Source organism: Aliihoeflea sp. PC F10.4 (assembly GCF_054612275.1).
The window spans coordinates 3,203,137-3,228,644 of the sequence record NZ_JBTSWH010000001.1; the positions used below are offsets into that span (position 1 = coordinate 3,203,137).

A 25,508-nucleotide genomic window follows, 5' to 3' on the forward strand; every position below is an offset into this window, starting at 1 on the left:
CCCGGCGGTTCGATCAAGAACGATCAAGGATCAGTATGGGCAGGCATTGTCTGTCATGAAGTCGTGGACTTCCACCGCGCCGGAGATGATATCCGCCTTCGCCTGCTCGGCTGCGGCCACCATTTCCTCTGTCAAAAGAGCCTCGTTGTTCTCGTCGACCGCGTAGCCGACGCCGTCTTCGGCGAGGCCGAGATTCTGGATGCCGTACTCGAAGTTGCCGTTCCGCGCATCCATGAACGCGTTGTAGACGGCGACGTCCACGCGCTTGACCATCGAGGTGAGCACATGGCCCGGATGCATCGCGTTCTGGTTGGAATCGACGCCGATGCCGAGGATGTCGGCATCAGCCGCAGCCTGGAGAACGCCGACACCCGTGCCGCCCGCCGCGTGGTAGACGACATCCGCGCCCTGATCGATCTGGTTGCGGGTGATTTCGCCGCCGCGTGTCGGATCGTTCCAGGCGGCCGGCGTATCGCCTGTATAGTTGCGGATGACGGTTGCCTCGGGGCTGGCCGCCTTGACGCCGCCGACATAGCCGCATTCGAACTTGCCGATGAGCGGAACCTGCATACCACCGACGAAGCCGACCGTGTTCGATTCGCTCGCCATGCCAGCCAGAATGCCGACCAGATAGGAGCCTTCCTGCTCCTTGAACACGATCGAGCGAACATTCGGCTTCTCGACCACCATGTCGATGATCGCGAAATCGGTTTCCGGATATTCGTCGGCGACTGTTTCAAGGGCGGACGCCCAGTTGAAGCCGGCCATGACGATCGGATTGCGACCATCTTCCGCGAAGCGGCGCAGGGCCTGTTCACGCTGAGCCTCGTTCGAGACCTCGAACTCGACATATTCGACGCCGGTTTCGGTCTTGAACTCCTCGGCGCCCATATAGGACGCTTCGTTGAACGACTTGTCGAACTTGCCGCCGAGGTCGAAAAGCAGACCCGGAGTTATCTCTTCCTGTGCAAAGGCCGGAACGGTCAATGCTGTTGCGGCCAAAAGGCCAAGAACCATACGCTTCATCTTGATCCACACCCTGTCGGTTGTCTCGCATATCCGGGCATGGCGCTGAACAGCCAGCCTCGGACCCGGCGGGGTGTTCCCCCGCTCTCATTTCACTCTGGCATGCGCCTGAGCAAAATTCACGCGGAATTTTGGACTTTCCGACAGCGTGATGAACGCGATCGGGTCGCAGCCGAACGGGAGCCGATCCGTTGCGCTCAAATATGAAGGGCGTGGTGCGGATCGCGCCTGCGCCGATAACCCAGAGCATAGAATATGAGGGCGAGGCCGACGAATACCAGGATGGCGGGTGCCGACAACGTCGCTTCGACCAACGGCGTGAAAAATCCGTCGATGCCTCTTTCCGCCCCGAAGACGACGAGACTCGCATAGGGGTCGCCGCCGAGCGCAAGCAGGACATCGGCGAGCGGCGTCAACACCACGCTGCCTCCGGTGGCGATGGAACGCGCCGCATCGACGACGGCGCCGATAACGGCGACAGCGAGGAAGATGGATGCGAAAAGGCGAAACAGGAAAGCCATTGTCCAGCCGGCGTTTATGAGGCCATTCGGCGTCGATATCCTACTGGGTACGTGAAGGCGGAGACCGGCGCAATCGCCACACGCAAAAATGAATCCGGATGAGGTGCTCTTTCGCGGCGGCAAGGACTTCACAAGCCGGCTCGTATCGACTAGATGGGCGTCCGTGTCCGGCCATCAACGCCGCGACACCTTCGGAGAGGTGGCCGAGTGGTCGAAGGCGCACGCCTGGAAAGTGTGTAGGCGGGAAACCGTCTCGAGGGTTCGAATCCCTCTCTCTCCGCCACTTCGGTATAAAACCGGGAACGCCGATTCCCGCCGATTTCCCTCCTTTTGCGGCCACCAGCGTCCTCAACAGGGTGCTTTTGCTCCCTTTGATGTAGATCGCGTCGTCCGCAACCTCGACGCGCTGTGCGAAGGCCCGGACGTGTTCCCGCCGATAGCCGCCCTTTTCAAGCCGAAGCCGGGTGCGGGCCTCGGTCGCCAGTTCCCGCACGGCCGCGCCTGTGAGGCCCTGGTGGGCGGAGCTTTTCAACATAGCCTCGATCCTTGCGGCGTCGGCCCGCGCCTGGTCCCGAAGCGCGGTGAGGCCCGCGATGCGCTCGCCAAGGGCGGATTCGGCAGGGTCGAGCGAGCCGGCCTCGATAGCATCGTAGAGGCGCTTTAGGCGCATGTCGGCCTCGGCCGCGCGGTGGTTCAACTCGGCGATGTGTTGGCCGCGCCGCTCGACGCTCTCCTGCCGGCGGTCCAGCAGCGAGGCAAGCACGTCTTCGATCCGCTCGGGGTCCAGCAGCCTTTCCTCGATATGGCTGACCACCATGCGGTCGAGCTTGTCCATTGGGATCGCACGGCCCTTGCAGCCGGTGTCGCCCTGCCGTGCCCGGATCGAGCAGGCATAGTAGCGGTAACGGCCGTTCTTGCCGGTGCGCAGCGTCATCGCGCCTCCGCAATTGCCGCAATGGCAAATGCCGGTCAGCAGGTTCGGACCGCTGACGACGCGCGGCGGCGTCACCTTCGGATTGTTGACCTGCAAGCGCCTCTGCACTGCCTCGAATATCTCAAGGTCGATCAGCGGCGGCACCGCGACGGTGACGACTTCTTCCTCCGGCTTCACCTCGCCCTTTTTGGAGCGGCGATTGAACCGATGTTCGCCGATGTAGGTGCGGCGGGTCAGGATACGGTGAAGCTGGCCGATGCCCCAACGCCCGCCGCTGCGGGTGAACATGCGGTTCCTGTTGAGGTGGCTGACAATGTTCTTGACGCCCATGGGGCCGGACGTGCCGTCGCCCTCCAGCGCAAGCCGGAAGATCAGCCGCACGGTGTCGGCATGGAGCGGGTCGATCTCCAGCTTCTTCTTCATCTTTGCGCCGCGCTGCTCGGCGTCGATGACGCGGTAGCCGATGGGCGGAAGCGAGCCGTTCCAGAAGCCTTGCCGGGCATTCTCCTTCAAGGCGCGCAGGACGTGCTTGGCGTTCTCCTTCGACTGGTATTCGTCGAACAGCGACATGATCCGCCGCATCATGTCGTGGATGGGATCGTCACCAAGCTCCTGCGTGATCGAAACCAGCTTCACGCCGTTCTTCGCCAGCTTCCGGTAATAAAATTCCATCTCGAACTCGTCGCGGAAGAAGCGCGAGAAGCTATGCACCACGACAACATCGAATGGTGCGGGCTTGGCCGTGGCAGCCTCGATCATACGCTGGAACTCGGGGCGCTTGTCGTTGGTGGCGGACGCGCCCGGCTCGATGAACGTCTCTGCGAGCTGGTAGCCGCGTTCCTGGCAATACGCTTCGCCCTGCCGTTTCTGGTCGGGGATCGACACGTCATGCTCTGCCTGCCGGGCGGTCGAGACGCGCAGATAAAGGGCGGCGCGCAGGGCGACATGGGGGCTTTGCATATTCATGGCCGGTCTCCTTTCGCCGCGCGGCGCTCGATCAGTGGCAATTCCAGCGCCACGCGATCATGCAGCACCTTCGGCACGAGCTTCTGGCCCTCGCCGGGGTCCATGCGGATCAGGCCGTAGCTCGCCATCGTCTTGAGGGTTCGGGACAGGCTCGGCTTGGTCCGTCCCGTGATCCGCGACAGTTCCTCCAGCGAACCGGGCGACTGCTCGTCGATGACGCGCAGCAACTCGCGGTTTCCGCTGGAGAGGATTTGCGCGAAGGATTCGGTGGATGTGAACCACACCTTCGGATCACCGGGCGCGGGCTTTTCCTCGCCCTTGGCAATCCGCATGGTGCGGGCCTTCATTTCTTCGTAGTCGGCAATCCCGACTTTCAAGGTGGTCATGTTACGCCTCGCTCCTTCAACACCGCGTCCACCGCCTGCCAGAAGTCGGCCAGCAGCGTGGCCGCGTCCTCGTAGGCGTATGGCTTCACGGTCTGGAGGCGGTGCCGATGGTCCATCGGCTCGCCCCTCCTGCCTCGGCCGACCGGATGGGCGTTATCGAAGCCGACCAGCCGTTCGCCCGAAGGCCCGTGAAGCGTGAGCGAGTAATCGAGACCGTGCGGCTTTTCCGGCGAGACCGGAACGCGGGTGACGATGAACTTCACCCAATGGCCGCCCTCGGGATCGACAACGAGCACCTGTCCGTCGAGGTCCAGAAGCGTGTCGAGGCTCGGGTCACGATCCTCGCTCATGGCTTACTATTACCATCTGGTGTTAACGGCGGCAAGCCCTGATTGTCGGGATCGGCCTCTATGGGGCCGAACAGGCGGTCGAGCACGTCGCCGAAATACCGCTCGAAGATTTGCAGTTCTTCCTCGGTGATCGGCACCTTCTCGGGCCAGTCGTCGAAGACCGGCAGCGTTTCCACATCGACGATGCGAAGCGGCGAACGGCGGCGTTCCCGGCCGTCTGGCGTGGGTTCGTCGGCATAGTCGAACAAATCGTCGGGAAGTGCTTCGGGGACCGGCTGTCGCGGTCGTCCTTTGCGGGCACGGCGGCGCTTCGCGCTCATGGAATCCTCCTTGGTTCTGATGGATTCCGGGGCGCTCAAGGCCCCGGAATTAAGCGAACCATGGAGGGGGATCGGCGGTCTGTAGCGTGCCGCATTCGCGCCTGTGCGCTGGCGGCACCCCTACCGCCAAGATGGACCTAGCTTGCGGCTCGCCGCGCCTTGGCGAAACCGCGATCCGTGGCGATGAACCGCTCCAGCATGGGCACGATCAGCCTGACGGGATCGGTGACGGGCTTGCCGGTTTCACGGGCCAGCACCTCGGCATAGGCGGTTAGATCACGGTGAAGCGGCGCGGGTAGCTCCACCGTCACCTTCACGGGCTTGTCGTCGGGCAGCGGGCCGAGTTTCAGCTTGGTCATGGTCAACCTCCTGCCGGCTCGAATACAAGGTCGCGGGTGACGATGATCCTGACCGGGAAGCCGGGCCGGATGGTGAGCGTCGGCGCAACCTGCAACTGGCGTTGCACGATCTGCTGGCCCGCCTGATTGACGGTATCCTGCGCCCCGTCGCGGATAGCTCGAACAAGCCGGTCCTCGTCGCTCGTCGCCAGTTCCGTGCCGACTGCGAGCAGCGTGGATAGCCCTGCGGCCTTCATCAGATCCCACCAATGATAATCGACACCATCCTCAAGCCCGGCATAGCCGCTGGCATCCGCGCCCGGCAGGCGCTCCAGAACAATGGAACGGCCGCCCGGCAGGATCAGGCGATTCCACACCAGCAACACGCGGCGCTGGCCGAAGGTCACGCCATCATCGTATTGACCGATGATGCGCGTTCCCTGCGGGATCAGGAGCAGCGAGCCGGTTGGGCTGTCATAGACGTTCTCCGTCACCTGCGCGGTGATCTGGCCGGGCAGATCGGAACGGATGCCGGTGATGAGCGCGGCCGGGATCACGGCCCCGGCCTGAAGGATATAGGGCGATGCCGGCGGCGCGACGCGATCCGGCGCGACTGTTTGCCGGTCCACCGGCCCGTTGAGAAACGCCGCGTGGCGGTCCTGTGTCGCGGACTGCCCGCCGAGGCCAAGCCCGGCAAGGCTGGGCATGGCCGTTCCTGCCGGCGCTCCCATGCGTGGGCCGGACTGGAAAAAGACGTTGCTCAAGCGTGCGGCTTCTTCTTCGGCCCTGCGGCGTTCTTCCTCGGGATCGACGGCGGGCGTCGTCATGACAGGGGGCGCGACCGGCTGTCCCCTTGTCTGCGCGTCGAGGATCGGGCGGCCGAGGTCGCCCGGCAGCGCGGGGCCAAGCACCGGCCCGCTATAATCGCTCGGCAGGCCCGACAGGCCGTCCGCCGTGGGGCGGTTCTCGGTCGAATAGAGTTCTTCGCCGCCCGCGCCGCCGTCGCGGGTCTGAAGGGCATAGACCAGCGCCCCGCCGATGCCGAGCAAGGCGACAGCGCCGACGCCAGCCAGCATCCTGCGGGACAGGCGGGTGACGCGGGGCGGTTCGGCGCGAAGCCTCATCGGCGCGGCGGTGTCGGTGATGGTGTCGTCTGTCATGACGGGGAATCTCCGGTCGCGCTGGCGGGCTGCGCGGCGGCGGCCTGCGTGGGGTTGGTGCGGACGATCCTGACCGTCTGCTGGCGATTGCCGCTGCCAAGGCGCAGCTCGGCCGCGCCGAACAGGCGGTCCACGATCAGGATGTTCTGGTGGATGCGGCTGTTGACGATCTGCGGCTCGCCGTTCGAGCCGAGCACGAAGATCGGCGGCATCTCGCCCTGCACTATGCCGTGCGGGAAGACGACATAGACGCGGCGGCCGTCGTCGAAGACGGAGATGGGCCGCCAGGGCGGACTGTCTCCGGTCAGGCCGTAGCGATAGTTGCGCGCGGCCTCGGCCGGGATGACGGGCGCGGCCGGAACGGTCTGGCGCTGGCCTGCCGGCGGCGCGGGATAGGCCCAAGCCACGGCGGGCATGTAGAGCGATTCCCGCGCGCGCAGCTCGATCATGTAGGTGCGCCGGTCGGTGGTGACGACAAGGTTGGTGGAAATGTCCGCGCGTGTCGGCTTCACGAGGATATGGACGCGGCGGTTCGCACCGCTGCCGCTTTCGGTGTCGCCGATGATCCAGCGGGCGGTGTCCCCGGCCGCGATCGGCCCCGCGCCGGTCAGGCTCTCGCCCGACTCCAGCGCAATGGTGGTGATCTGCCCGACTGCGGCATAGACCTGATAGAGCGCGCCTTCGCTCCACGGATATATCTGGATGGCGTTGTAGTAGCCTTCGCGGCGTGGCTCGACGCGGGCGGCGGCATTGGCGTTCTCGACGCGGCCGGTCGGGGTTGCGGCTGACTCGCCGCCGCGCGCCACGGTCCATGCCGGTGGCGTGTGCAGCGGCCGGGGCGTGTCGTCGGTGGTGGCCGCCTGCACCACTGGCAGCGGCGGCACCTCGGCGTCGTAGCTCCATTGCTGAGTGCGATTGGTGGCGCAGCCGGCCAGCATGGTGGCCGAAAGCAGCACGGCCGCAACGGCGGGTGTGTGAGTGATCTTCCTCATTGGCTCATCTCCCGCGACCAGGAAATCGCGTTGACGTAGATGCCGAGCGGATTGGCTCGCAGGCGCTCGGCGTCGCGCGGTGTCTGGATCACGATGGTCAGGATCGCGGTCCATCGCTCAGTCGTGGAAAGCTGGCCGTTCTCATAGTGCCGCTCGGTCCACGCCACGCGAAAGCTGTCGGGGGAGGCCCGGATGACGCTCGAGACCTCGACGGCGATCTGCTGACGGCCGACGCGGGTGAACGGGTCATTGGCGCGGGCGTAATCGTTCAAGGCAGCCGCGCCCCGGTCGGTCGTGAACTCATAGGCGCGAAGCCAGTTCTGGCGGACGATGATGGCGTCGGCCGGGATCGCGCGGACCTGTTCGATGAAGCGGCCGAGATGCCATGCGATCTGCGGATCGGTTGGGCGGTAATCGGCGACGGCCGGCGCGACGGTTTGCGCCTGGCCGAGACTATCGACCTGCACCACCCAGGGCACTACGGTCCCGCGTGCCGACTGCCAGACCAGCGCGGACGCGAAGCCGGCCGACAGGATCAGCGAGCCGAACGCCATATAGCGCCAGTTCTTCGCCTGCACGCGGGCCGAGCCGATGCGCTCGTCCCATGCCTGCGCGGCCTTCCGATAGGGCGTCTCGGGTTCCGGCGATTTGCCGTAATGGGTCGATGGTCGTTTGAAGATGGTCATGAGCGGTCTCTTTCGGAAAGGTTGACGGAGGAACCGGAGCCGTAGCTGTCGCCGGAGCGCACCGCATGGGCGGCCATGGTGGTGCCATGGTTCATTGCCTGCGAACGCCGCATCCGCTGCGCCCAGGCGGGGGGGCCGGCGGAGGAAACCGACGCTGCGGCTGCCGGGTCGGGACTTGCGCCGCCGACCGTGCCCATGGAGGACGTGCCGCCCGTCGCGCCGAAGCTCGCGCGTGCGCCATCAGTGAAGCTGGACTTGACGGATTCGCTGGCACGCGCGGCGGCGCGTTTGAGGGGCGAGATGGCGGCGGAGCCTGCGGCGCGTGCAACGCCGCCGAGGCCGGAGGCAATACCGGCCGCCCCGGTCTGGCCGAGCGAGCCAACGCTATAGGCGGCTGTGGCTGCGCCCGCGGTGGCTGCGCCTCCACGAACGGCCGCGGCTCCACCGGAGAGCGCGGCGGCTCCGCCCTTCGCGGCGAGCATGGTCGCGCCGCCAGCGGCGACGGCCGCGCCGCCGACCGCGAGGCCAGTTCCAACGGCCGCGCCCGCGCCGAGTTGCGGACCACCGGAGACGATGCCGTTGGCGATGCCGGGGCCGAAGATGCCGAGGCCGAGCAGCGAGAGCGCGGCCAGCACGATGGCCATGGCGTCGTCGATGCTGGGTGTCTGGCCGCCGAAGCCGGCCGTGAATTGCGAAAACAAGGTGCTGCCGATGCCGATGATGACGGCGAGCACCAAGACCTTGACGCCGGACGACACCACGTTGCCCAAGACCTTCTCGGCCATGAAGGCGGTCTTGCCGAACAGGCCGAAGGGGATCAGCACGAAGCCGGCGAGCGTGGTCAGCTTGAACTCGATCAGCGTCACGAAAAGCTGGATGGCGAGGATGAAGAAAGCCAGCACCACCAGCGCCCATGCGAACAACAGGCACGCGATCTGGATGAAATTCTCGAAGAAGGCGATCCAGCCCATGAGGTCGGAAATGGATTCGAGCAGCGGACGGCCGGCGTCGAGGCCGGTCTGCGCCACGCGGCCCGGCCGCAACAGATCGGCGACGGAAAAGCTGGTGCCCGAGGCCATGAGGCCGAGACCTGCGAAACTCTCGAAGACGATGCGCGCGAGGTTGTTCCAGTTGGAGATGATGTAGGCGAAGACGCCGACGAACAGGGTCTTCTTCACCAGCCGGGCGATGATGTCGTCATCCGCGCCCCAGGCCCAAAACAGCGCGGCGAGCGTCACGTCGATGACGATCAGCGTGGTGGCGATAAAGGCCACCTCGCCGCTAAGCAGGCCGAACCCGCTGTCGATGTAGGAGGTGAAGACCCCGAGGAAATTGTCGATGACGCCCGTGTTTCCCATGCGCTCACCGCCTTTCGCTGGATTGCGGCGCGGCGGACGAAGGCGTGCGGCCAAGGAAACGGTCGCGGGATTCAGCCCAGGCGGCGAGGCAGGCGGCGTCGCTCGCCGCCGTCTCGCCGAGCTGCTGGCAGCGGCGCAGGCTTTCGCGGAGCGGATCGGCCGGCGGCTGGAGGGCCGGCGCGGCGGGCGGCGCGGAAGGTTCGTCCTTCCGCGCCATGTCGATTGCGGTCGCCGTGACGGCGATGGCGACGAACACCACGGCCCCGAGCCGGGCCAGCATCTTGCCGTCCATGGCGACCCTCCCGTCAGTTGTTGCCGCTGTTGAACATCTGTGGGTTGCCCGGCTGATAGCCGGTGCCGGGCGTCAGGAACCGCTGGCGCTGGATGCGGCCTTGCTCTGCGGCCGTGGCGCGCTCGGCCTCGGTCAGCGCCTCCGCGCGGCCGTTCGCCGAGATGAGCGCGATCAGGTCGGAAAGCTGCTGCGACTGGAGGGCGAGAAGCTGGTTGCCGGCCTGCGTGGCTTGCAGCGCGCCAGTCGCGCCCTGGCTCTGGCCGACGAGCGCGGACATTTCGGCGCGGTTGGTGTCGATGTTGCCGACGACGCCCGCCTGCACGCGCATGGCGTCTTGCAAGCCGCCGACCGTGTTCTCCCAGCGCGAGCGCGCATCGGCGACTAGCTGCTGTTCGGTGGCCGTAAGCGACACGTTGCCATATTGCTGCTGGAACGCCTGGTCGATGCGCTGCACGTCGAAGGCGATGTTCTGCGCCTGGCCGAGAAGCTGCTGCGTGCGCTGGACGCTCTGTTGAATCTGCTGGAGCGAGCTATACGGCAGGCTCGCAAGATTGCGGGCCTGATTGATGAGCATCTGCGCTTCATTCTGAAGCGACGTGATCTGGTTATTGATCTGCTCCAGCGTGCGCGCCGCCGTGAGCACGTTCTGAGCGAAGTTGGACGGGTCATAGACGACCCATTGCGCATGGGCTGGGCTCGCCAGCATGGGCGAAAGCGCGACTGGAACGGCGAGCGTCAGCGCAACGGCCGAAGCTCCAATGATCTTGCAGTAGGTCATGGAAGGGTTTCCTTGGTTTGGAGGCTATCCGGCACGGCCGGCGCGGCGGATTCCGGCCGGTCGGCGAGATTGGTGAGGTTGGGGATCAGGTCGGCCGCCCAATCGACGCCGCGTTCGCGCAGCCAGGCGGCGAGGAAGCCCTCGCGGCCATGCTCGGCGACGAGTTCGGCGATGCGGGTCTGGTCGGATTTGGCGGATGCGGCGCAGAGCGCGAGGCCGACTTCGGACAGGCCCAGCTCGAACAGGCGATTGCCGCGCCGCGACTGGCAGTAGTAGTCCCGCTTGGGCGTCGCCCGCGCGAGGATTTCGATCTGGCGATCATTCAGGCCGAAGCGGCGATAGATGGCCGTGATCTGCGGCTCGATGGCGCGTTCGTTCGGCAACAAGAGCCGCGTCGGGCAGCTCTCGATTATGGCGGGTGCGATGTTGCTGCCGTCGATGTCGGACAGGCTCTGCGTGGCGAAGACGACGCTGGCGTTCTTCTTCCTGAGCGTCTTCAGCCATTCGCGGAGCTGACCGGCGAAACCCTCGTCGTCGAGCGCAAGCCAGCCCTCGTCGATGATGAGCAGGGTCGGCCGCCCGTCGAGCCGGTCGCCGATGCGATGGAACAGATAGGCCAGCACGGCGGGGGCCGCGCCGGTTCCGACCAGCCCTTCGATCTCGAAGGCTTGAACGTCCGCTGAGCCGAGATGTTCGGCCTCGGCGTCGAGCAAGCGGCCATAGGCTCCGCCGACGCAGAACGGGCGGAGCGCCTGTTTCAGATCGTTGGATTGCAGCAGGACCGCAAGGCCGGTGATGGTGCGTTCCTCGACTGGCGCGGACGCAAGCGAAGTCAGCGCCGTCCAGATGTGTTCCTTCACCTCGGGCGTGATCGCGACGCCTTCGCGCATGAGGATTGCGGCGATCCAGTCGCCGGCCCAGGCGCGTTCATAGGTGTCGTGGATGCGAGCGAGCGGCTGGAGCGAGACGGAAGCGTCGGACCCTTCGGTCAGTCCGCCGCCGAGGTCGTGCCAGTCACCGCCCATGGCGAGCGCGGCCGCCCGGATCGAGCCGCCGAAATCGAAGGCAAAGACCTGGGCATCTGCGTAGCGGCGGAACTGCAAGGTCATGAGCGCGAGCAGCACGGACTTGCCCGCGCCAGTCGGGCCGACGACGAGGGTGTGGCCCACGTCGCCGACATGCAAAGAAAACCGGAACGGGGTTGAGCCTTCGGTCCTGGCGTAGAGCAATGGAGCGTCGCCGAAATGCTCGTCCCGTTCCGGCCCCGCCCACACCGCCGATAGCGGGATCATGTGGGCGAGATTCAAAGTGCTGATGGGCGGCTGCCGGACATTGGCGTAAGCGTGTCCGGGAAGGCTGCCGAGCCATGCGTCAACCGCGTTGACCGTCTCGGCCATGGCGGTGAAGTCGCGGCCCTGAACGATCTTCTCGACCAGGCGCAGCTTCTCGTCGGCAATGCGCGGGTCGGTATCCCAAACGGTGACGGTGGCCGTGACGTAGGCCATGCCCGCCACGTCCGCGCCGAGTTCCTGCAACGCCATGTCGGCGTCGAGCGCCTTGTTGGCGGCGTCGGTGTCCACGAGCGCGGATTGCTCGTTGGTCATCACCTCTTTCAGAATCGCCGCGATGCTCTTGCGCTTGGCGAACCACTGACGGCGGATGCGGGTCAGCAGCCGCGTCGCGTCGGTCTTGTCGAGTAGGATGGCGCGGGTGCTCCAGCGATACGGAAACGGCAGCCGGTTCATCTCGTCGAGCAGGCCGGGCGTCGTCGCGGTGGGGAATCCCACGATGGTCAGGACGCGCAGATGCGCGCCACCAAGACGCGGCTCCAGCCCGCCGGTCAACGGCTGGTCGGCCAGCAGCGCGTCGAGGTGCATCGGCACTTCGGGCACGCGCACGCGATGCCGGTTGGTCGAGACGGTGGAATGGAGATAGGTCAGCGTGCCCGTATCATCGAGCCAGTGGCATTCCGGCATGAAGCCATCGAGCAGCGCCAGCACGCGGTTGGTGCGATCCGCGAAGCCGCGCAGCAGCTCCCACGGGTCCACGCCCGCTTTCTCCCGGCCCTCGTAGAGCCATGTTTCTGCGCGGGCGGCTTCCTCGGCCGGGGGCAGATAGAGAAAGGTCAGGAAATAGCCGGACACGAAATGCGTGCCCGCTTCCTCGAAACCGGCTTTGCGCTCGGCATCGACCAGCGCGGATGCCGGATCGGGAAACGTGCTGTCGGGATAGGTCGCGGCCTCGCTGCGCTGCGCCTCGACAAAAATGCTCCAGCCCGATCCTAGACGGCGGACGGCATTGTTGATGCGCCCGGCGACGGCGACCAGCTCGGCCGCGACGGCGGAATCCAGATCGGGACCGCGAAACTTCGCGGTCCTCTGAAAACTCCCGTCCTTGTTGAGCACGACGCCGGAGCCGACCAGCGCGGCCCATGGCAGATAGTCGGCGAGCCGGGCGGCGGTGCGGCGGTATTCGGAAAGGTTCATCATGGCCGCGCCCTCACACCGACAGAAAAGCCGGGATGCGCAGATGCCTGCGCCCGACCTCGACGAATTGGGGATCGCGCTTCGCCGCCCACACAGCCGCGAAATGGCCGATGGCCCATATGGCGAGGCCGACCAGCCAGAGGCGCAGGCCGAGGCCCACGGCCCCGGCCAGCGTGCCGTTCATGATGGCGATGGCGCGGGGAGCGCCGCCGAGCAGGATATGCTCGGTCAGCGCCCGATGGACCGGAACGGTAAAGCCCGGCACCGCGTCGAGCTGTTCAAGGCCGCCCGCCATCAAACGAGCGCCCCGCCGCCGAACGAGAAGAACGACAGGAAGAAGCTCGACGCCGCGAAAGCGATGGACAGGCCGAAAACAATCTGGATCAGCTTGCGGAAGCCGCCACCTGTATCGCCGAAGGCCAGTGTCAGGCCGGTGACGATGATGATGATGACGGCGATGATCTTGGCGACCGGCCCCTCGATGGATTGGAGGATGCTTTGGAGCGGCGCTTCCCATGGCATCGACGAACCGGACGCGTGGGCGGCCGGAGCGAGCATGAGGCTGATGGCAAGGGTGAATGCGGCGGTCGCCATGGTGCGATAGCCGCGCGAGAATGTGCGGATCATGAAGATTCTCCTGTGCTGGTGGGGATTGCCAAAGGGATGGGATGCGTGATGCGGTAGTCGCCGTCCGGCCCCAGCCCTTCGACGCGGGCGAGTTCGGCCAGCCGGCGCGCGGAACCGCGCCCGGAAAGGACGGCAACAAGGTCGATGGTCTCGGCGATCAGCGCGCGTGGGACGGTGACGACAGCCTCTTGAATGAGCTGTTCAAGGCGACGGAGCGCACCGATGCCGGTGCCGGCGTGAATGGTTCCGATCCCGCCCGGATGGCCGGTGCCCCATGCTTTCAGAAGGTCGAGGGCTTCCGATCCGCGCACCTCGCCGATGGGGATGCGATCCGGGCGCAGGCGCAGCGAGGAACGGACCAGATCGGAAAGAGTCGCCACGCCGTCTTTCGTCCGCATGGCGACAAGGTTGGGCGCGGCGCATTGCAGCTCGCGCGTGTCCTCGATGATGACCACGCGATCCGAAGTCTTCGCCACCTCGGCGAGCAGCGCGTTGGTCAGCGTGGTCTTGCCGGTGCTGGTGCCGCCCGCCACGAGGATGTTGGCGCGGGAGGAAACGGCCGCGCGTAGGATCGCGGCCTGATCGGCGGACATGATGCCGGCCGCCACATAGTCGTCGAGGCTGAATACGGCGACGGCGGGTTTGCGGATGGCGAAGGTCGGGGCGGCGACCACGGGCGGCAGCAGGCCCTCGAATCTTTCGCCCGACTCCGGCAGCTCGGCCGAGACGCGCGGGCTGCGGGCATGAACCTCCGCGCCGACATGATGCGCGACCAACCGCACGATGCGTTCGCCATCGGCGGCGGACAGCCGCTCGCCCGTGTCGGACAGTCCTTCGGACAGGCGGTCGATCCACAACCGCCCGTCCGGGTTGAGCATCACCTCAACCACGGCCGGGTCTTCGAGCAGCCGGGCAATGGCGGGGCCGAGCGCGGTGCGCAACATGCGCGCGCCGCGCGCAATGGCTTCCGGTTTTTGGTGGTTGGTGGTCATGTCGGCCCCGGCTTGTGGCGGGGCGCGACAGGCGATCCCCGGATCGGGGTCGATTAAGAGAGGCCGAAATCCGGCTGGTTCAACAAGTATCTAGCTGCGTGCGGTGATCGGCGGCGAACGGCGGCAAATAGGATGGGTCCGAATACTTACTCTTGATCGCCGTTGGTCTTTGACTCATCCGGCAACGGATCGTCACGGAGTGAGTCGAGGTCACGCGACAGCTCTTTGAGGAACCTGTCGCCTGTCGCCAGCCTCCGGCCGAGATTCTGCATGAATCCCTCGAACCGCTCCGCACCTTTCGCGCGGGCAGCGGATTGCGCGGTCCCCGAAAGCGGCGGCGTGAGGGTCATCCAGAAATGGATGAACTGCGCGACCGTCTCGCCAAGAACGGCAAGGTCCATGTCGAGCGTGTCGATCTGGCGGCCGAGCTTGTCCAAGCGCCGCGACATGGCTGCTTCAAGCTGGTCGGCGGAATCGCCTGACAGATAGGACATGACGGCCGCCTCCACGATGGCGGATTTCGAGACTTTGCGGCGCAGCGCCAGCGACTCGATCTGCGGCATAAGCGCGGGGTCGAAATAGAGATTCAGGCGGGTTCTGGTTGCCATAGGAGTGTCCTCAAAGGTCGATTCCGTCATCGGGATTCAATGCCACCTGCCGCGCCACCATCCTCATGCGCTGGCGCATGGCGCGGGCCTTGGCCGCGTCAACGTCTGGCTCGTCGTCCAGAAACTCGAACTCCTGTTCGGGCGATGGTGCCGGGGCGACAATTTCCTCATGCTCGGGCAATTCCGGTTCGCGGCGGATTCCAGCATTGGCCGGATCGCCCCCGGCCTCGTCTCCGGCGTCCATCGCGGAACCGCTTTCCGCTGCGACCACGCGGCCGGACCAGTCATCGGACGATGGGCTGGGCGCCAGCGGAGCGGCGACCAGATCGGGCGGTGGCAGGATGCGCTCCTGAAACCGCGCGTCCTCGTAGTAGCGGGCCTTGGTGGCGCGGATCGGCGGCGTGCCCGCGACCATGACGATTTCGTCGGTCGGCGGAAGCTGCATGATTTCGCCCGGCGTCATGAGCGGACGCGCGGTTTCCTGCCGGGAAACCATCAAATGCCCCAGCCACGGCGCGAGGCGATGGCCGGCATAGTTGGTGGAATCGCGCAGCTCGGTCGCGGTGCCGAGCGCATCGCTCACTCTTTTGGCGGTGCGCTCGTCGTTGGTGGCAAAGCTGACGCGCACATGGCAGTTGTCGAGGATCGCGTTGTTCGGCCCATAGGCGCGCTCGATCTGGTTGAGACTCTGCGCGATCAGGAAGCCTTTGAGGCCGTAACCCGCCATGAAGGCCAAGGCGGACTCGAAAAAATCCAATCTGCCGAGCGCCGGAAACTCGTCCAACATCAACAGCAGCCGATGGCGCTTGCCGGAGCTGGTCAATTCCTCCGTCAACCGCCTGCCGATCTGGTTGAGGATCAGGCGGATCAGCGGCTTGGTGCGGTTTATGTCGGACGGCGGCACGACCAGATAGAGCGTGACGGGCCGGCGGCTTCCGACCAGATCGGCAATGCGCCAATCGCATCTTGCCGTCACCCGTGCCACCACGGGATCGCGGTAGAGGCCGAGGAACGACATGGCGGTGCTCAACACGCCCGACCGCTCGTTCTCGGATTTGTTCAGCAGCTCGCGGGCCGATGACGCTATTACGGGATGAACGCCCGCCTCGCCGAGATGCGGCGTGTCCATCATCGCGCGCAAGGTCGCCTCGACCGGACGGCGGGGATCGGACAGGAAGTTGGCGACGCCTGCCAAGGTCTTGTCCTTCTCCGCGTAGAGAACATGAAGGATCGCACCGACAAGCAGGCTATGGCTGGTCTTTTCCCAATGGTTGCGCTTGTCGAGACTGCCTTCGGGATCGACCAGAATATCGGCGATATTCTGCACGTCGCGGACCTCCCATTCCCCTTGCCGAACCTCCAGCAGCGGGTTGTAGGCGGACGATCTGGCGTTGGTCGGATCGAACAGCAGGACGCGGCCGTGCTTCGCGCGAAAGCCCGCTGTCAGCGTCCAGTTTTCCCCTTTTATGTCATGGACAATGGCGGATGCGGGCCATGTCAGCAGCGTCGGCACCACCAATCCGACGCCTTTGCCGCTCCGGGTTGGCGCGAAGCATAGGACATGCTCGGGACCGTCATGGCGCAGATAGTCCCTGTCGTATCGGCCGAGCACCACGCCATCGGGACCGAGCAGACCGGCGGCGCGGATTTCCCGGTTCTCGGCCCATCGCGCCGAACCGTAGGTCGCGACGTTGCGTGCCTCGCGCGCCCGGATGATCGACATGAGGATGGCGGCGGCGATTGCGATGAAGCCGCCCGACGCTGCGATGATCGCGCCCTCCACGAAGATCGCGGGCGCATAGGCGTCGAAGGAGAACCACCACCAGAAGAAGGCCGGCGGGTAATAGACCGGCCAGCCCGGCAGCTCGAACCACGGACTGCCAAGCTGGGGCTGGAAGCCGAGGCGGAAGGCAACCCATTGCGTCGCCGCCCACGTCATCGCCAGAACGATGGTGAAGACGACAGCGATCTGACCCCAAAGGATTCGGCCTCCGCGCAATGCAGGCTCCAGTCGGCAAAAGAGACGGAGCCGATCAGAGAGTAGGCGTTCGCGGGTCGGGCAACAGGAAAGATGATGCCGGAGGGCTGCCGGATACTATCGGCGGCAAATAGGATGGGGCGCACCGGGATCGCGAGGCCGGGTAAACTGCCGAGCGAGTCAGATCGACCGGCCCGACCGACTCATCTGGCCTGCAATGTCGAGAAGGCTTCGGAGAGCCGGACTGCGATTGTGTGGGGACCAGATCGCAGAAAACGGCAGAGGTTCGAGTTCGTCGAGGATCGGCAGGAACGTCACGCCGGGCGCGTGCAGGAGCGTCGTCGCCTCGCCGGCAATGGTGACGCCATAACCCTGCGCGACCATCGACAGCAGTGTGATACGATCAACGTCGAAGCGCAGAATGCATAGGTCCGGCGCGTTGCCAGTGAGGCGCATGACGATGTGGTCATGCACCTGCGGCCCGGTGCCGCCCTGCCGGACAATGAACGTCTCGCCCGCCAGATCGGCCCAGGTCACGCCCGCCCCATCGGCGAGCGGATGGCGTGCGGGCAGCGCGGCCAGAAGCCGTTCGCGCCATATGGGGCGGGAATGACAATCGGGAAACTCGGGTGAGCCCGCTACGAATGTAAGATCGAGGCCGTTGGCGCGAAGCCGCATGACGCTATCGCGGGCCGTGCCCTCGGCGATCTCCACGTCTATCCCCGGATGCAGCTCCCGGTAGCGTTGGATCAGGGTGGCGAGGAAGCTGCCGGGGATGAGGGCATGGATACCGACGCGCAGCCGGCCATGCTCGCCCCGCGCCACCATACCGGCGGTCCTGACTGCATGGTCGAGCTGGTCGATGCCGGTCGTCACCCGTTCGACGAAATGCCGACCGGCTTCTGTCAGCCGGACGCCGCGTGCGTGACGCTCAAACAAGAGTATGCCAAGGTTTTCCTCCAGCGCCTTCACCCGCGCGCTCACACTCGACTGGCTGATGCCCATGGCGTTCGCGGCATGGCGGAAGTTCAGATATTCGGCGACAGCGAGCGTTTGAATTAAAGAAACAAGGGGCACACGTGCTCCCAGCGAGAGAGGTTTGTTACCTTCGCCTCGTTCACCAAAACCTTTGTAAGAGAACCGCCGCATGTTACCGCGTTCGTTCAATGATCGTCTTCCAGAAGTCGCACTGGTGGAGTTGGTGCGCATCAATAAGCTCGGTCGTCTCCATGTCTGGAGTTAGTCGGAGTACGGATGCTTGGCGTGGAGGATCGAACCTTGGCCAGTGCGGCAGCCCCAAGGCATTGGGGGCCCCAGTACGGGCAAAGGTCGTCCAATAGCGAATCATGGCTTCGCCGAGTGTCCGTTGTTCTTCGCTAAGGGGCAGCTTTTCACCCGTTCCGATATCAATCGGCATCCCGTTCGTCAGATCGAACAGCAGCGGCAGTTCGCCTGAATGTGAAGCGCCGGACGGAAAGTCGGGCGCGAACGGTACAAGGCCAATGGCATTCGGATCGTCAAATAGATACCCATAGACAGGAGCCTTTGCCGCGAGCGCGTGCATGTCCTCGTTGGCCGGACAAGCGAACATGCGTGCGGTAATAGTTTCAGCCCATGCGAGCGCAGCGGCCTCCGGTTCTCCGGGGAACAAAGAAACCGGATAGCGCCTGCCGATGGCCTCAGCATGTTCTCCATAACCTTCCTTCAACAGATCGGCGTATACGTCCTCGGTGATCGGCGAGCCCAAGAGACGCGCGAGACCGACGAATGAGCGGCCTTCGTCGCGGTTAGTGCCGACGAGCACGGGTACGTGATTGAAATCCCCATCCGCGAGTGCGGTCCCAGGCATGGTGGGAAGCGTCGCCGTACCATAAGCGGCTTGGCCGCTTCTCTCCGCGCCCACCTCAAGGAGTTTCGCGGGGAAAATGTCCCTTATGCAGGAAATCCGCGCGTTGTCAGCATCCTGAGTGCAGCCAAGCATCTGGGCAATTTCAATTCCCTTCTGTTCAGCTTGCTCAATGGATACCCAAAAGGTGCCGAAGGCGGTGACATTGGTCGGCCACTCCGTGTGGCAGCCACCGCTTTGCAAAATCGCCTTATGAAAAAGCCCGCGCGAGCCGGGAGAGACGATGTGGGCGCACGTCCGAACCGCGCCGCCAGACTCTCCGAACAGCGTGATATTGTCTGGGTCACCACCAAATGCGGCAATGTTGCTTCGGACCCATCGCAAGGCCGCTTGCTCATCGAGCAATCCGAACTGGCCGCCTCCCTCAAGGCCTGGCAATGCGAGGTAGCCAAACACGTTAAGCCGGGAAGCGACCTTCACGACGATAACGTCGCCCTCGACGGCCATCCGCGTCGCGTCATACTCGTTCGGCGAGCCGACATGTAGACCACCGCCATGGAGCCAAACCATAACTGGCCTGGGCTCGTCTGCGCCGTTGCCTGGAACAGATATAGTCAGGTAAAGGCAGTCTTCATCGAGCGCTTCGCCCTGCGGGCATAAGGGACCCACGTCGCTCGCATCTCGTACGCCTTCCCACGACTCGGGAGGCTGCGGTGCTGCGAAGCGCCGCTCCCCAACCGGCGGTGCGGCGTACGGGACAGCATGGAACACCCATGCATTGGACACCCGTGTCCCCTGCAACGCGCCCTCTTTCACAACCGCGCGTCCGTCAGGATCGATTTCGCCAGCGTGGCCATTGCACGCAACGAGAAGCACGGAAAGGATGAGGCCGCACAATGATGATCGTAGAACGCTGCTTTTGAGCATTGTGTGGGGAAAGGCCATTCTCGATCTCGCTATTTACGGGCTGCGGGTGCACGAAAGCGCGGGCTATCTGCGCTTGATACGATCGTATCAAAATTGGTCCAAGTCAATAATTTCCATTGGGGTCGTCGCAACAGGCTGTATCTTGATACGGTCGTATCGGCGCTGGCCAGTTTTGATCGAAACGAAAGTGAGAAAGGCGGATGGCGAGACCTGCCGATCATGAAGAACGCCGACTGCAGATCGCCGAGGCGGTGTGGAGGCTGGCTGCAAAAGGTGGCTTGGAAGATGTCACCATGCGGCGCGTAGCCGCCGAAGCGGGAATCTCGACGCGCTTGGTGCAGTATTACTTCTCGACTCGGGAACGTCTCTTAGCGGACGCCTTCTCCTATCGTCTTCAGCGTGATCGAAAATATATCGAAGATACGCTAGTTGATGGAACTCCACGCGAGCGCCTAAGAAACCTGCTACTCACATTGGTACCTTTAGACAAAGAAAGTCGGGATCGTTATCTAGTTAACGTAGCCTACTTCGTTCGGGCCATATCTGATCCTGATATCATCAGCACACTCTTTGAAGGCGGCCCGCATCTCGACGACTTAATAGTCCATATTCTCCAGCAGGCGAAGAAGACTGGTCAAATCCCGGATAGGCTCGATCTCGCTATGGAGGCCGAGAAGCTGGTCGCGGTGCAGGATGGCATGTCGTCACGCATCCTCCTCGGAGTACGCGACAAGAGAAGCGCCGAGCAATTGATCGACTATGTGCTAGACGGCATATTTATCCCCGATCGGCGCAACAACACGCCGTCATCACGTGGTGGCAGGTGAACTCATGGCAATACCGGAGTGGTCAGATCGACCGGCCCGACCGACTCATCTGGCCTGCAATGTCGAGAAGGCTTCGGAGAGCCGGACTGCGATTGTGTGGGGACCAGATCGCAGAAAACGGCAGAGGTTCGAGTTCGTCGAGGATCGGCAGGAACGTCACGCCGGGCGCGTGCAGGAGCGTCGTCGCCTCGCCGGCAATGGTGACGCCATAACCCTGCGCGACCATCGACAGCAGTGTGATACGATCAACGTCGAAGCGCAGAATCGACAGGTCCGGCGAGTTGCCAGCGAGGTGCATGACGATATGGTCATGCACCTGTGGCCCGGTGCCACCCTGCCGGTCAATGAATGTGTCGCCCGCCAGATCAGCCCAGGTCACGCCCGCTCTATCGGCGAGCGGATGGCGCGAGGGCAGCGCGGCCAGCAATCGTTCGGTCCATATCGGCTGCGAATGGCAGTCGGGAAACTCGGGCGAGCCCGCCACGAAAGTCAGGTCCAGCCTGTTTGCCCGAAGCCGCATGATGCTATCACGGGCCGTTCCTTCGGCGATCTCCACGTCTATCCCCGGATGCAGCTCCCGGTAGCGTTGGATCAGGGTGGCGAGGAAGCTGCCGGGGATGAGGGCATGGATACCGACGCGCAGCCGGCCATGCTCGCCCCGCGCCACCATACCGGCGGTCCTGACTGCATGGTCGAGCTGGTCGATGCCGGTCGTCACCCGTTCGACGAAATGCCGACCGGCTTCCGTCAGCCGGACTCCGCGTGCATGGCGCTCGAACAGGAGGATGCCAAGGTCTTCCTCAAGCGCCTTGACGCGCGCGCTGACACTGGACTGGCTGATGCCCATGGCATTCGCCGCGTGTCGGAAGTTCAGATACTCGGCAACGCCGAGCGTCTGGATCAGCGACGCCATGGGAATGTGATTGCCAAGAGGGGAACGTCGCCATGCAGGCAACAAAACATCTTCTTGAGGGCCGGGCTTGACCTTACGGCGTCGCATCGCTGCGATCCCCGCCGTCTCCAAGCGCCCCAAGGACAGCCTTCCCGCGAGCAGAAATGCGATAGCCGCGATGGAGGCTCACTGTCAGCCCGAGTTCCTTGAGTTTGCGGATTTTGCGCTTGAGGGCGTTCTTTTCGACGTTGAGAACGGCCGCGATTTTTCCAGCCGTTATGCCGGACTGGTCGGCGATCATTCGCATAACCTGCTGTGTCCACGGCCCGCTTTGGGCTGAACCGTCAAGCCGATCCAGCGTCCTTGCGATCTTTTCAATTTCCGCCGGCTTGAGGTGATCCTGTTCGCGCAAGGCAACGCGGGGATCGGCACGGCCAAAATGAAAGGTTATGCGGTAGAGCTTCGAGTCGGCACGCTGATCGAGTTCGGCCAAGAGCTGGCTTTTCTCATCAAAGCCCGCTGCACGCGCATCGCGCTCTGATATGTCAGCCGGTTCGCAGCGTTCCACCGATTCAATTGCCAGTTCCCCGACTGACGTGCGGAGGCTTCCGCCTGCTTTGACGGTCGGCCTCCGCCAATATCGGAAGGCGATTGTTACCTCACCGCGCGCGATCTTTTCGAGGATGGCGGCGCGGAACAGCATGTCAGCGCAACATCGCAGCGTGGTCGCGGGCGAACCCTGAAAAGGGTATCGCCGGATGACCTGTAATGTCGGAAACGGTTGACGTTACTGGCTCTGACTCTCCGCGACGATACGAAGCGCATAGCTCGATCACTTCGCGGATGTAGCTCGATGGCAGCCCGAAACGCTCCATGTCTGTATGAAAGTCCGCCTCCGAAACACATTCATATCGAAGTTGCTTGCCGGTCGCCTGTGCAAGCACCGCCACCGCTTCACCAAACGTCAGGGCTTGCGGCCCGGACAGCGCATAAGCCTCGTTCGGATGCTGTGCAGGATTGGCTAAGGTTGCAGCGGCCACCGTTGCGATGTCACGCGCGTCAATAAAGCTGATGCGATCCTCATCGCAGGGCAGCCTCAAGACTCCGAAGTCGCGGAGCGTTGTGAGATAGTAAGTTACGAAGTTTTGCATGAAGCAGTTCGGCCGTAGGAACGTATAGGCTAGGCCGGATGCTTCAATGGCCCGCTCAACAGGTCGATGGATACGGGCTATCGAAAAACCTTCGGTTTCCGCGCCCCATGTCGAGAGTTTGACGATATGGGCGACGCCAGCCTTCGCCGCCGCCTCAACGATGTGAAGCTCGGCCTGCGTCTGCTCCGGCATGTCGCCGGTCAGGAGAAAAAGCGATTGCGCACCCCGCAACGCCTCATTCAACCCTTCGCCTGACGCAACATCGGCCTTGGCGGATTCCACGCCCGGAATCTGCACCGGCCGGCTGCGCCATACTGCTCGAACGGGCAGACCTCGCGCGATCAGGTTCGTGCAAAGATGACTGCCAATGGTTCCGCTCGCTCCTAGAACGACGATGGGGGACGGCTCGGACAAAGGGATTCTCCACATACTTTCAGTATGTGTTATTGACATACCTTAGGTATGTTGGTCAAGCGTGCGCCGCCGCCCGGACAAGCGACAGAACGACTTCCTCCCCCTTGGCGATCCGTGAGGGAGTCCTGCCGTGAGATGCCCATTCGACAGTCTGGTAGATGGAGCCGGTGATGACGCGGGTGATCGCTTCCGTGTCCAGAGACGCCAGCAGGCCGTTTGCCTGAGAGGCTCCCACGAACTCGCGCATCACGGCAAGCATATGCTTGTCATCAATCTCGGCGCACTCTGCCCAAGACAGAAATACACCAGCCTCCATGCAAACGATCCTCATCACGTCCGGCTTGCGGAGCTGGGAGAAAAAGGACCGGCAGACCGCAAGCAACGCTTCGATAGGTTCGGCTTGAGCCTGCCCGACTCGGCGGGCCTTTGCCGCGACCTCGCTTTGAACGAGCGTCACCACCTCACGAAAGAGGCCCTTTTTGTCGCCGAAATGATGATAGATCGCGCCTTTGGTTAGGTTGGCTTCTTTGAGAATGTCGTCGAGGCTTACGGCCTCGTAACCGCGCTCGGCGAACTGCGCGCGCGCGATCCCAATCAGCCGTTCTTTCGTCGCCGTCGCCTGTGCGGCCTTTGTAGTCTTCTTAGCTTCTTGCATACCTAACGTTTGCATGTTTGCGGTCACTTTGGAAGACCTGCCCGACGGCGCAGACTACAGCCCAAGCCCTCGTTGCCGCCCCAACTGCCACGACACCGATCCGCCCTGCACAACGCCCGCGACCTCCCGGCCAAGCTGACGGTCGATGACCGGCCGCCACGGGACAAGGGTGAACTCGTGGCTCTTTTCCACCACGGCGAACTTGCCGCTGGATAGCTGCACGGTGCTCGTGAACTTGCCGCTCACGTTCTCGCCGTCCGTGGCAGCACGGAACGGCAGGCCCTTGCTCTCGCCCATCTCCGCGCCGACGCGGGCAACCTCGCGCTCGCGCAGGGTGGCGAGAAGGCTGCGTCGGTAGAAGATACGGCCATTCCGCGCTCGGGTGGCGTCGCCCTGTTCGATATGATGCTCGCGGCGCTTGTCCATGGCCTCCCGCACCTGCTGGCCGAAGCCGGCTGGCGCAAGGTCGGTGGTTTCGCCATGGATCAAACGCCGATCCAGCCACGTCGCGCCGTCCGATCCGATCTGCTTGCCTAGATCGACCGGGGAAAGGACGCGAACGCTGGCCTGCCGGTCGCGGCCGGCGTCATGGGCGGCGGCGCGGCTGACCAGATCATCGGGGATGCGCCATTGGCCGGCGTCGATCCGCTCGACGATCCCGGCGCGGCGCAATGCCTCCAGCCGGCGGACATGAGCATCGACATAGCCCTCATAGTCACCGCCGGGAACGCGGCCCTCGAATTTCGCCTGCTCCAGATGGCGGCTCGGCCGATAGATGCCGTCCTCGGCGGTGGCCGTGATGGTGCGGTCGGACGGCCGGGCTGCCACCTCTGCCGGGCCGATCTGGATGACGCTGCCAATACGGGCGTCCTCCAGCCGCTCGGGCGCGATGCCGGCGATGTGGTGCGTCCGCCCGTCGATCCCGTCCACTACTATGGTCAGGTCTTCGCCCAACTCGTCGGACAGGTGCTTGTCCACGACGCGGCCGACAATGGGTGTCTTGGGCGCACCATCATGGATTTGGAAGCTCATGGGATCGCGTTCGCCTCCCTGCGGGCCGAGCGCCTTCTGCATGGTGCGGATGATGTCGCCACGCTCGCCAAGCTCGCGCAGAGCCGGTTCCATGTCCTTGCTCAATTCCCAGACGCCGGGCGCGTGCTCGGCCGCCAGCCCCATCTTCTCCAGCTTGGCGAGCCTGCGCACGCGCAGCGTGCGCTCGAACTGCCGTCGCGGCGCTGCCGGTTCATGGCGAACGTCGAGGAAGCGGGCATCGGCTTCCTCTGCCATCGCGCGGTCGATGCGGGTGAAACGGTCCTGGTCGATTTCAGCCGACAGCTTGCGGGTCTGCTCGATCTCGGTGACGGGGCCGAGTTCCAGACTGGCAAGCTCGCTGGCGCGTTCGCGCAGGCCGGCGGAAAGGTAGTCGCCATTGATGACCAGATCCCCGCCGGTATCGTCGCGGCCGTTGACGACGATATGCACATGGGGATGGCCGGTGTTGTAGTGATTGACGGCAACCCAATCGAGTTTCGTGCCAAGGTCCGCTTCCACCTGTTTCATGAAATCGCGGGTGTAGGCCGTGAGGTCCGACAACTCCGCGCCGTCCTCGGGCGAGACGATGAATCTGAATTGGTGGCGGTCGTCCTTGCCGCGATCAAGGAAGGCGTCGCCATCGGCGCGGTCCTCGGTCGCCGAATAGAGCTGGCCCCGCTCGCCGTCGCGTGAGGTTCCGTCACGCTGGACATAGCGCAGATGCGCGCGAGCACGGCCTCCCTTCCACGCTGCCCGGACGCTGCGCTGCTTGACGATCACGCGGCGGCTGCCGGGCTGGCGCTGATGCCATTGGCCGGAGATGTTGCGGGCGCGCACGAAGCTCGCGCCCCGGCCGCGCTTCACGCCCTTGCCGCTGGCGACCACGGCGCGGGACCGCCCCGGCGATGACGGGCGGCCGGATGATGGCGTGGAAGGATTGCGGGAGGCTGCCGCCTGATGCTGGCG

Annotated in this window: 27 protein-coding genes, 1 tRNA gene and 2 pseudogenes; 3 read left to right on the forward strand and 27 right to left on the reverse strand. The window is 64.3% G+C overall.

Features of this window, described 5'->3' with window-relative positions; translation table 11 throughout:
- Nucleotides 1–30: 30 nt before the first annotated feature.
- Entirely contained in the window at nucleotides 31–1,026 is a 996-nt protein-coding gene (locus tag ACX82Z_RS16045) for a BMP family lipoprotein (protein ID WP_459590083.1), read from the reverse strand.
- A gap of 197 nt (nucleotides 1,027–1,223) precedes the next feature.
- Entirely contained in the window at nucleotides 1,224–1,547 is a 324-nt protein-coding gene (locus tag ACX82Z_RS16050; protein ID WP_459590084.1) for a hypothetical protein, read from the reverse strand.
- 193 nt (nucleotides 1,548–1,740) lie between these two features.
- Between ACX82Z_RS16050 and ACX82Z_RS16055 the strand changes: the two genes are divergently transcribed.
- A tRNA-Ser gene (locus tag ACX82Z_RS16055) sits at nucleotides 1,741–1,830 on the forward strand.
- 141 nt (nucleotides 1,831–1,971) lie between these two features.
- Nucleotides 1,972–2,211, forward strand: a complete 240-nt coding sequence (locus ACX82Z_RS16060; RefSeq protein WP_058899662.1) for a hypothetical protein — start codon at nucleotides 1,972–1,974, stop codon at nucleotides 2,209–2,211.
- Between the two features lie 195 nt (nucleotides 2,212–2,406).
- On the opposite strand, the pseudogene ACX82Z_RS16065 reads toward ACX82Z_RS16060, so the two are convergent.
- The 19 genes and pseudogenes from ACX82Z_RS16065 to ACX82Z_RS16155 form a co-directional block, all read right to left on the reverse strand.
- Nucleotides 2,407–3,447 (reverse strand): annotated as a pseudogene (locus tag ACX82Z_RS16065) (recombinase family protein); the annotation flags it as partial.
- Complete coding sequence (locus tag ACX82Z_RS16070) at nucleotides 3,444–3,833, reverse strand: HVO_A0114 family putative DNA-binding protein (protein ID WP_058899660.1); 390 nt, start codon at nucleotides 3,831–3,833, stop codon at nucleotides 3,444–3,446. The pseudogene ACX82Z_RS16065 and the gene ACX82Z_RS16070, both read right to left, overlap by 4 nt.
- Entirely contained in the window at nucleotides 3,830–4,183 is a 354-nt protein-coding gene (locus ACX82Z_RS16075; RefSeq protein ID WP_058899659.1) for a toxin-antitoxin system TumE family protein, read from the reverse strand. The genes ACX82Z_RS16070 and ACX82Z_RS16075 overlap by 4 nt, the downstream gene beginning before the upstream one ends.
- A complete protein-coding gene (locus tag ACX82Z_RS16080; protein ID WP_099052112.1) occupies nucleotides 4,180–4,503 on the reverse strand; it encodes a hypothetical protein in 324 nt (107 codons plus the stop codon). Before ACX82Z_RS16080 ends, ACX82Z_RS16075 begins: the two co-directional genes overlap by 4 nt.
- A 137-nt stretch (nucleotides 4,504–4,640) precedes the next feature.
- Nucleotides 4,641–4,862, reverse strand: a complete 222-nt coding sequence (locus ACX82Z_RS16085; RefSeq protein ID WP_058899658.1) for a DUF2274 domain-containing protein — start codon at nucleotides 4,860–4,862, stop codon at nucleotides 4,641–4,643.
- 2 nt (nucleotides 4,863–4,864) lie between these two features.
- On the reverse strand, nucleotides 4,865–5,965 hold the full coding sequence (locus tag ACX82Z_RS16090) for a TraB/TrbI/VirB10 family type IV secretion system protein (protein WP_432643939.1): 1,101 nt from the start codon (nucleotides 5,963–5,965) through the stop codon (nucleotides 4,865–4,867).
- Nucleotides 5,966–5,997: 32 nt separating this feature from the next.
- On the reverse strand, nucleotides 5,998–6,993 hold the full coding sequence (gene trbG / locus ACX82Z_RS16095; protein WP_058899656.1) for a P-type conjugative transfer protein TrbG: 996 nt from the start codon (nucleotides 6,991–6,993) through the stop codon (nucleotides 5,998–6,000).
- Nucleotides 6,990–7,679, reverse strand: a complete 690-nt coding sequence (gene trbF / locus ACX82Z_RS16100; protein WP_058899655.1) for a conjugal transfer protein TrbF — start codon at nucleotides 7,677–7,679, stop codon at nucleotides 6,990–6,992. The genes trbG and trbF overlap by 4 nt, the downstream gene beginning before the upstream one ends.
- Nucleotides 7,676–9,037, reverse strand: a complete 1,362-nt coding sequence (trbL, locus tag ACX82Z_RS16105; protein WP_058899654.1) for a P-type conjugative transfer protein TrbL — start codon at nucleotides 9,035–9,037, stop codon at nucleotides 7,676–7,678. Before trbL ends, trbF begins: the two co-directional genes overlap by 4 nt.
- Before the next feature lie 4 nt (nucleotides 9,038–9,041).
- The gene (gene trbK-alt, locus ACX82Z_RS16110) at nucleotides 9,042–9,329 is read right to left on the reverse strand and encodes a putative entry exclusion protein TrbK-alt (RefSeq protein WP_058899653.1); all 288 of its coding nucleotides are present in this window, start codon (nucleotides 9,327–9,329) and stop codon (nucleotides 9,042–9,044) included.
- Nucleotides 9,330–9,342: 13 nt separating this feature from the next.
- Nucleotides 9,343–10,107 (reverse strand): P-type conjugative transfer protein TrbJ, encoded by a 765-nt coding sequence (gene trbJ, locus ACX82Z_RS16115; RefSeq protein WP_058899652.1) that lies wholly within the window; start codon nucleotides 10,105–10,107, stop codon nucleotides 9,343–9,345.
- The gene (gene trbE, locus ACX82Z_RS16120; RefSeq protein WP_459590085.1) at nucleotides 10,104–12,596 is read right to left on the reverse strand and encodes a conjugal transfer protein TrbE; all 2,493 of its coding nucleotides are present in this window, start codon (nucleotides 12,594–12,596) and stop codon (nucleotides 10,104–10,106) included. Before trbE ends, trbJ begins: the two co-directional genes overlap by 4 nt.
- Nucleotides 12,597–12,606: 10 nt before the next feature.
- On the reverse strand, nucleotides 12,607–12,888 hold the full coding sequence (locus ACX82Z_RS16125; RefSeq protein WP_459590086.1) for a VirB3 family type IV secretion system protein: 282 nt from the start codon (nucleotides 12,886–12,888) through the stop codon (nucleotides 12,607–12,609).
- Nucleotides 12,888–13,220 (reverse strand): TrbC/VirB2 family type IV secretion system protein, encoded by a 333-nt coding sequence (locus ACX82Z_RS16130; protein WP_459590087.1) that lies wholly within the window; start codon nucleotides 13,218–13,220, stop codon nucleotides 12,888–12,890. Before ACX82Z_RS16130 ends, ACX82Z_RS16125 begins: the two co-directional genes overlap by 1 nt.
- Nucleotides 13,217–14,212 carry a P-type conjugative transfer ATPase TrbB gene (trbB, locus tag ACX82Z_RS16135; protein WP_459590088.1) on the reverse strand — a complete coding sequence of 332 codons (996 nt, stop codon included), beginning with the start codon at nucleotides 14,210–14,212 and terminating at the stop codon, nucleotides 13,217–13,219. The genes ACX82Z_RS16130 and trbB overlap by 4 nt, the downstream gene beginning before the upstream one ends.
- 146 nt (nucleotides 14,213–14,358) lie before the next feature.
- Entirely contained in the window at nucleotides 14,359–14,820 is a 462-nt protein-coding gene (locus ACX82Z_RS16140) for a ribbon-helix-helix domain-containing protein (RefSeq protein ID WP_459590089.1), read from the reverse strand.
- A gap of 10 nt (nucleotides 14,821–14,830) precedes the next feature.
- Entirely contained in the window at nucleotides 14,831–16,819 is a 1,989-nt protein-coding gene (locus tag ACX82Z_RS16145; RefSeq protein WP_459590090.1) for a conjugal transfer protein TraG, read from the reverse strand.
- A 159-nt stretch (nucleotides 16,820–16,978) separates the two neighbouring features.
- Nucleotides 16,979–17,875: a LysR family transcriptional regulator gene (locus tag ACX82Z_RS16150; RefSeq protein WP_459590091.1), complete on the reverse strand. Its 897-nt coding sequence runs from the start codon at nucleotides 17,873–17,875 to the stop codon at nucleotides 16,979–16,981.
- A 73-nt stretch (nucleotides 17,876–17,948) separates the two neighbouring features.
- Nucleotides 17,949–19,589, reverse strand: coding sequence for a carboxylesterase/lipase family protein (locus tag ACX82Z_RS16155; protein WP_459590092.1), 1,641 nt, complete (start codon nucleotides 19,587–19,589; stop codon nucleotides 17,949–17,951).
- A gap of 182 nt (nucleotides 19,590–19,771) precedes the next feature.
- Here ACX82Z_RS16155 and ACX82Z_RS16160 point away from each other — a divergent pair, with 182 nt between their 5' ends.
- On the forward strand, nucleotides 19,772–20,398 hold the full coding sequence (locus tag ACX82Z_RS16160) for a TetR/AcrR family transcriptional regulator (RefSeq protein ID WP_459590093.1): 627 nt from the start codon (nucleotides 19,772–19,774) through the stop codon (nucleotides 20,396–20,398).
- Between the two features lie 22 nt (nucleotides 20,399–20,420).
- On the opposite strand, the gene ACX82Z_RS16165 is transcribed toward ACX82Z_RS16160, so the two are convergent.
- The 6 genes and pseudogenes from ACX82Z_RS16165 to ACX82Z_RS16190 form a co-directional block, all read right to left on the reverse strand.
- Nucleotides 20,421–21,311, reverse strand: coding sequence for a LysR family transcriptional regulator (locus ACX82Z_RS16165; protein ID WP_459590094.1), 891 nt, complete (start codon nucleotides 21,309–21,311; stop codon nucleotides 20,421–20,423).
- 73 nt (nucleotides 21,312–21,384) lie between these two features.
- Complete coding sequence (locus tag ACX82Z_RS16170) at nucleotides 21,385–21,993, reverse strand: ASCH domain-containing protein (RefSeq protein ID WP_459590095.1); 609 nt, start codon at nucleotides 21,991–21,993, stop codon at nucleotides 21,385–21,387.
- A 1-nt stretch (nucleotide 21,994) separates the two neighbouring features.
- A complete protein-coding gene (locus ACX82Z_RS16175; RefSeq protein WP_459590096.1) occupies nucleotides 21,995–22,894 on the reverse strand; it encodes an SDR family oxidoreductase in 900 nt (299 codons plus the stop codon).
- Nucleotides 22,895–22,910: 16 nt separating this feature from the next.
- A complete protein-coding gene (locus ACX82Z_RS16180) occupies nucleotides 22,911–23,537 on the reverse strand; it encodes a TetR/AcrR family transcriptional regulator (protein WP_459590097.1) in 627 nt (208 codons plus the stop codon).
- 27 nt (nucleotides 23,538–23,564) lie between these two features.
- Nucleotides 23,565–24,797: a DUF3363 domain-containing protein gene (locus ACX82Z_RS16185; RefSeq protein WP_459911834.1), complete on the reverse strand. Its 1,233-nt coding sequence runs from the start codon at nucleotides 24,795–24,797 to the stop codon at nucleotides 23,565–23,567.
- Between the two features lie 168 nt (nucleotides 24,798–24,965).
- Nucleotides 24,966–25,427, reverse strand: a pseudogene (locus tag ACX82Z_RS16190) (relaxase/mobilization nuclease domain-containing protein); the annotation flags it as partial.
- Nucleotides 25,428–25,508: the final 81 nt, after the last annotated feature.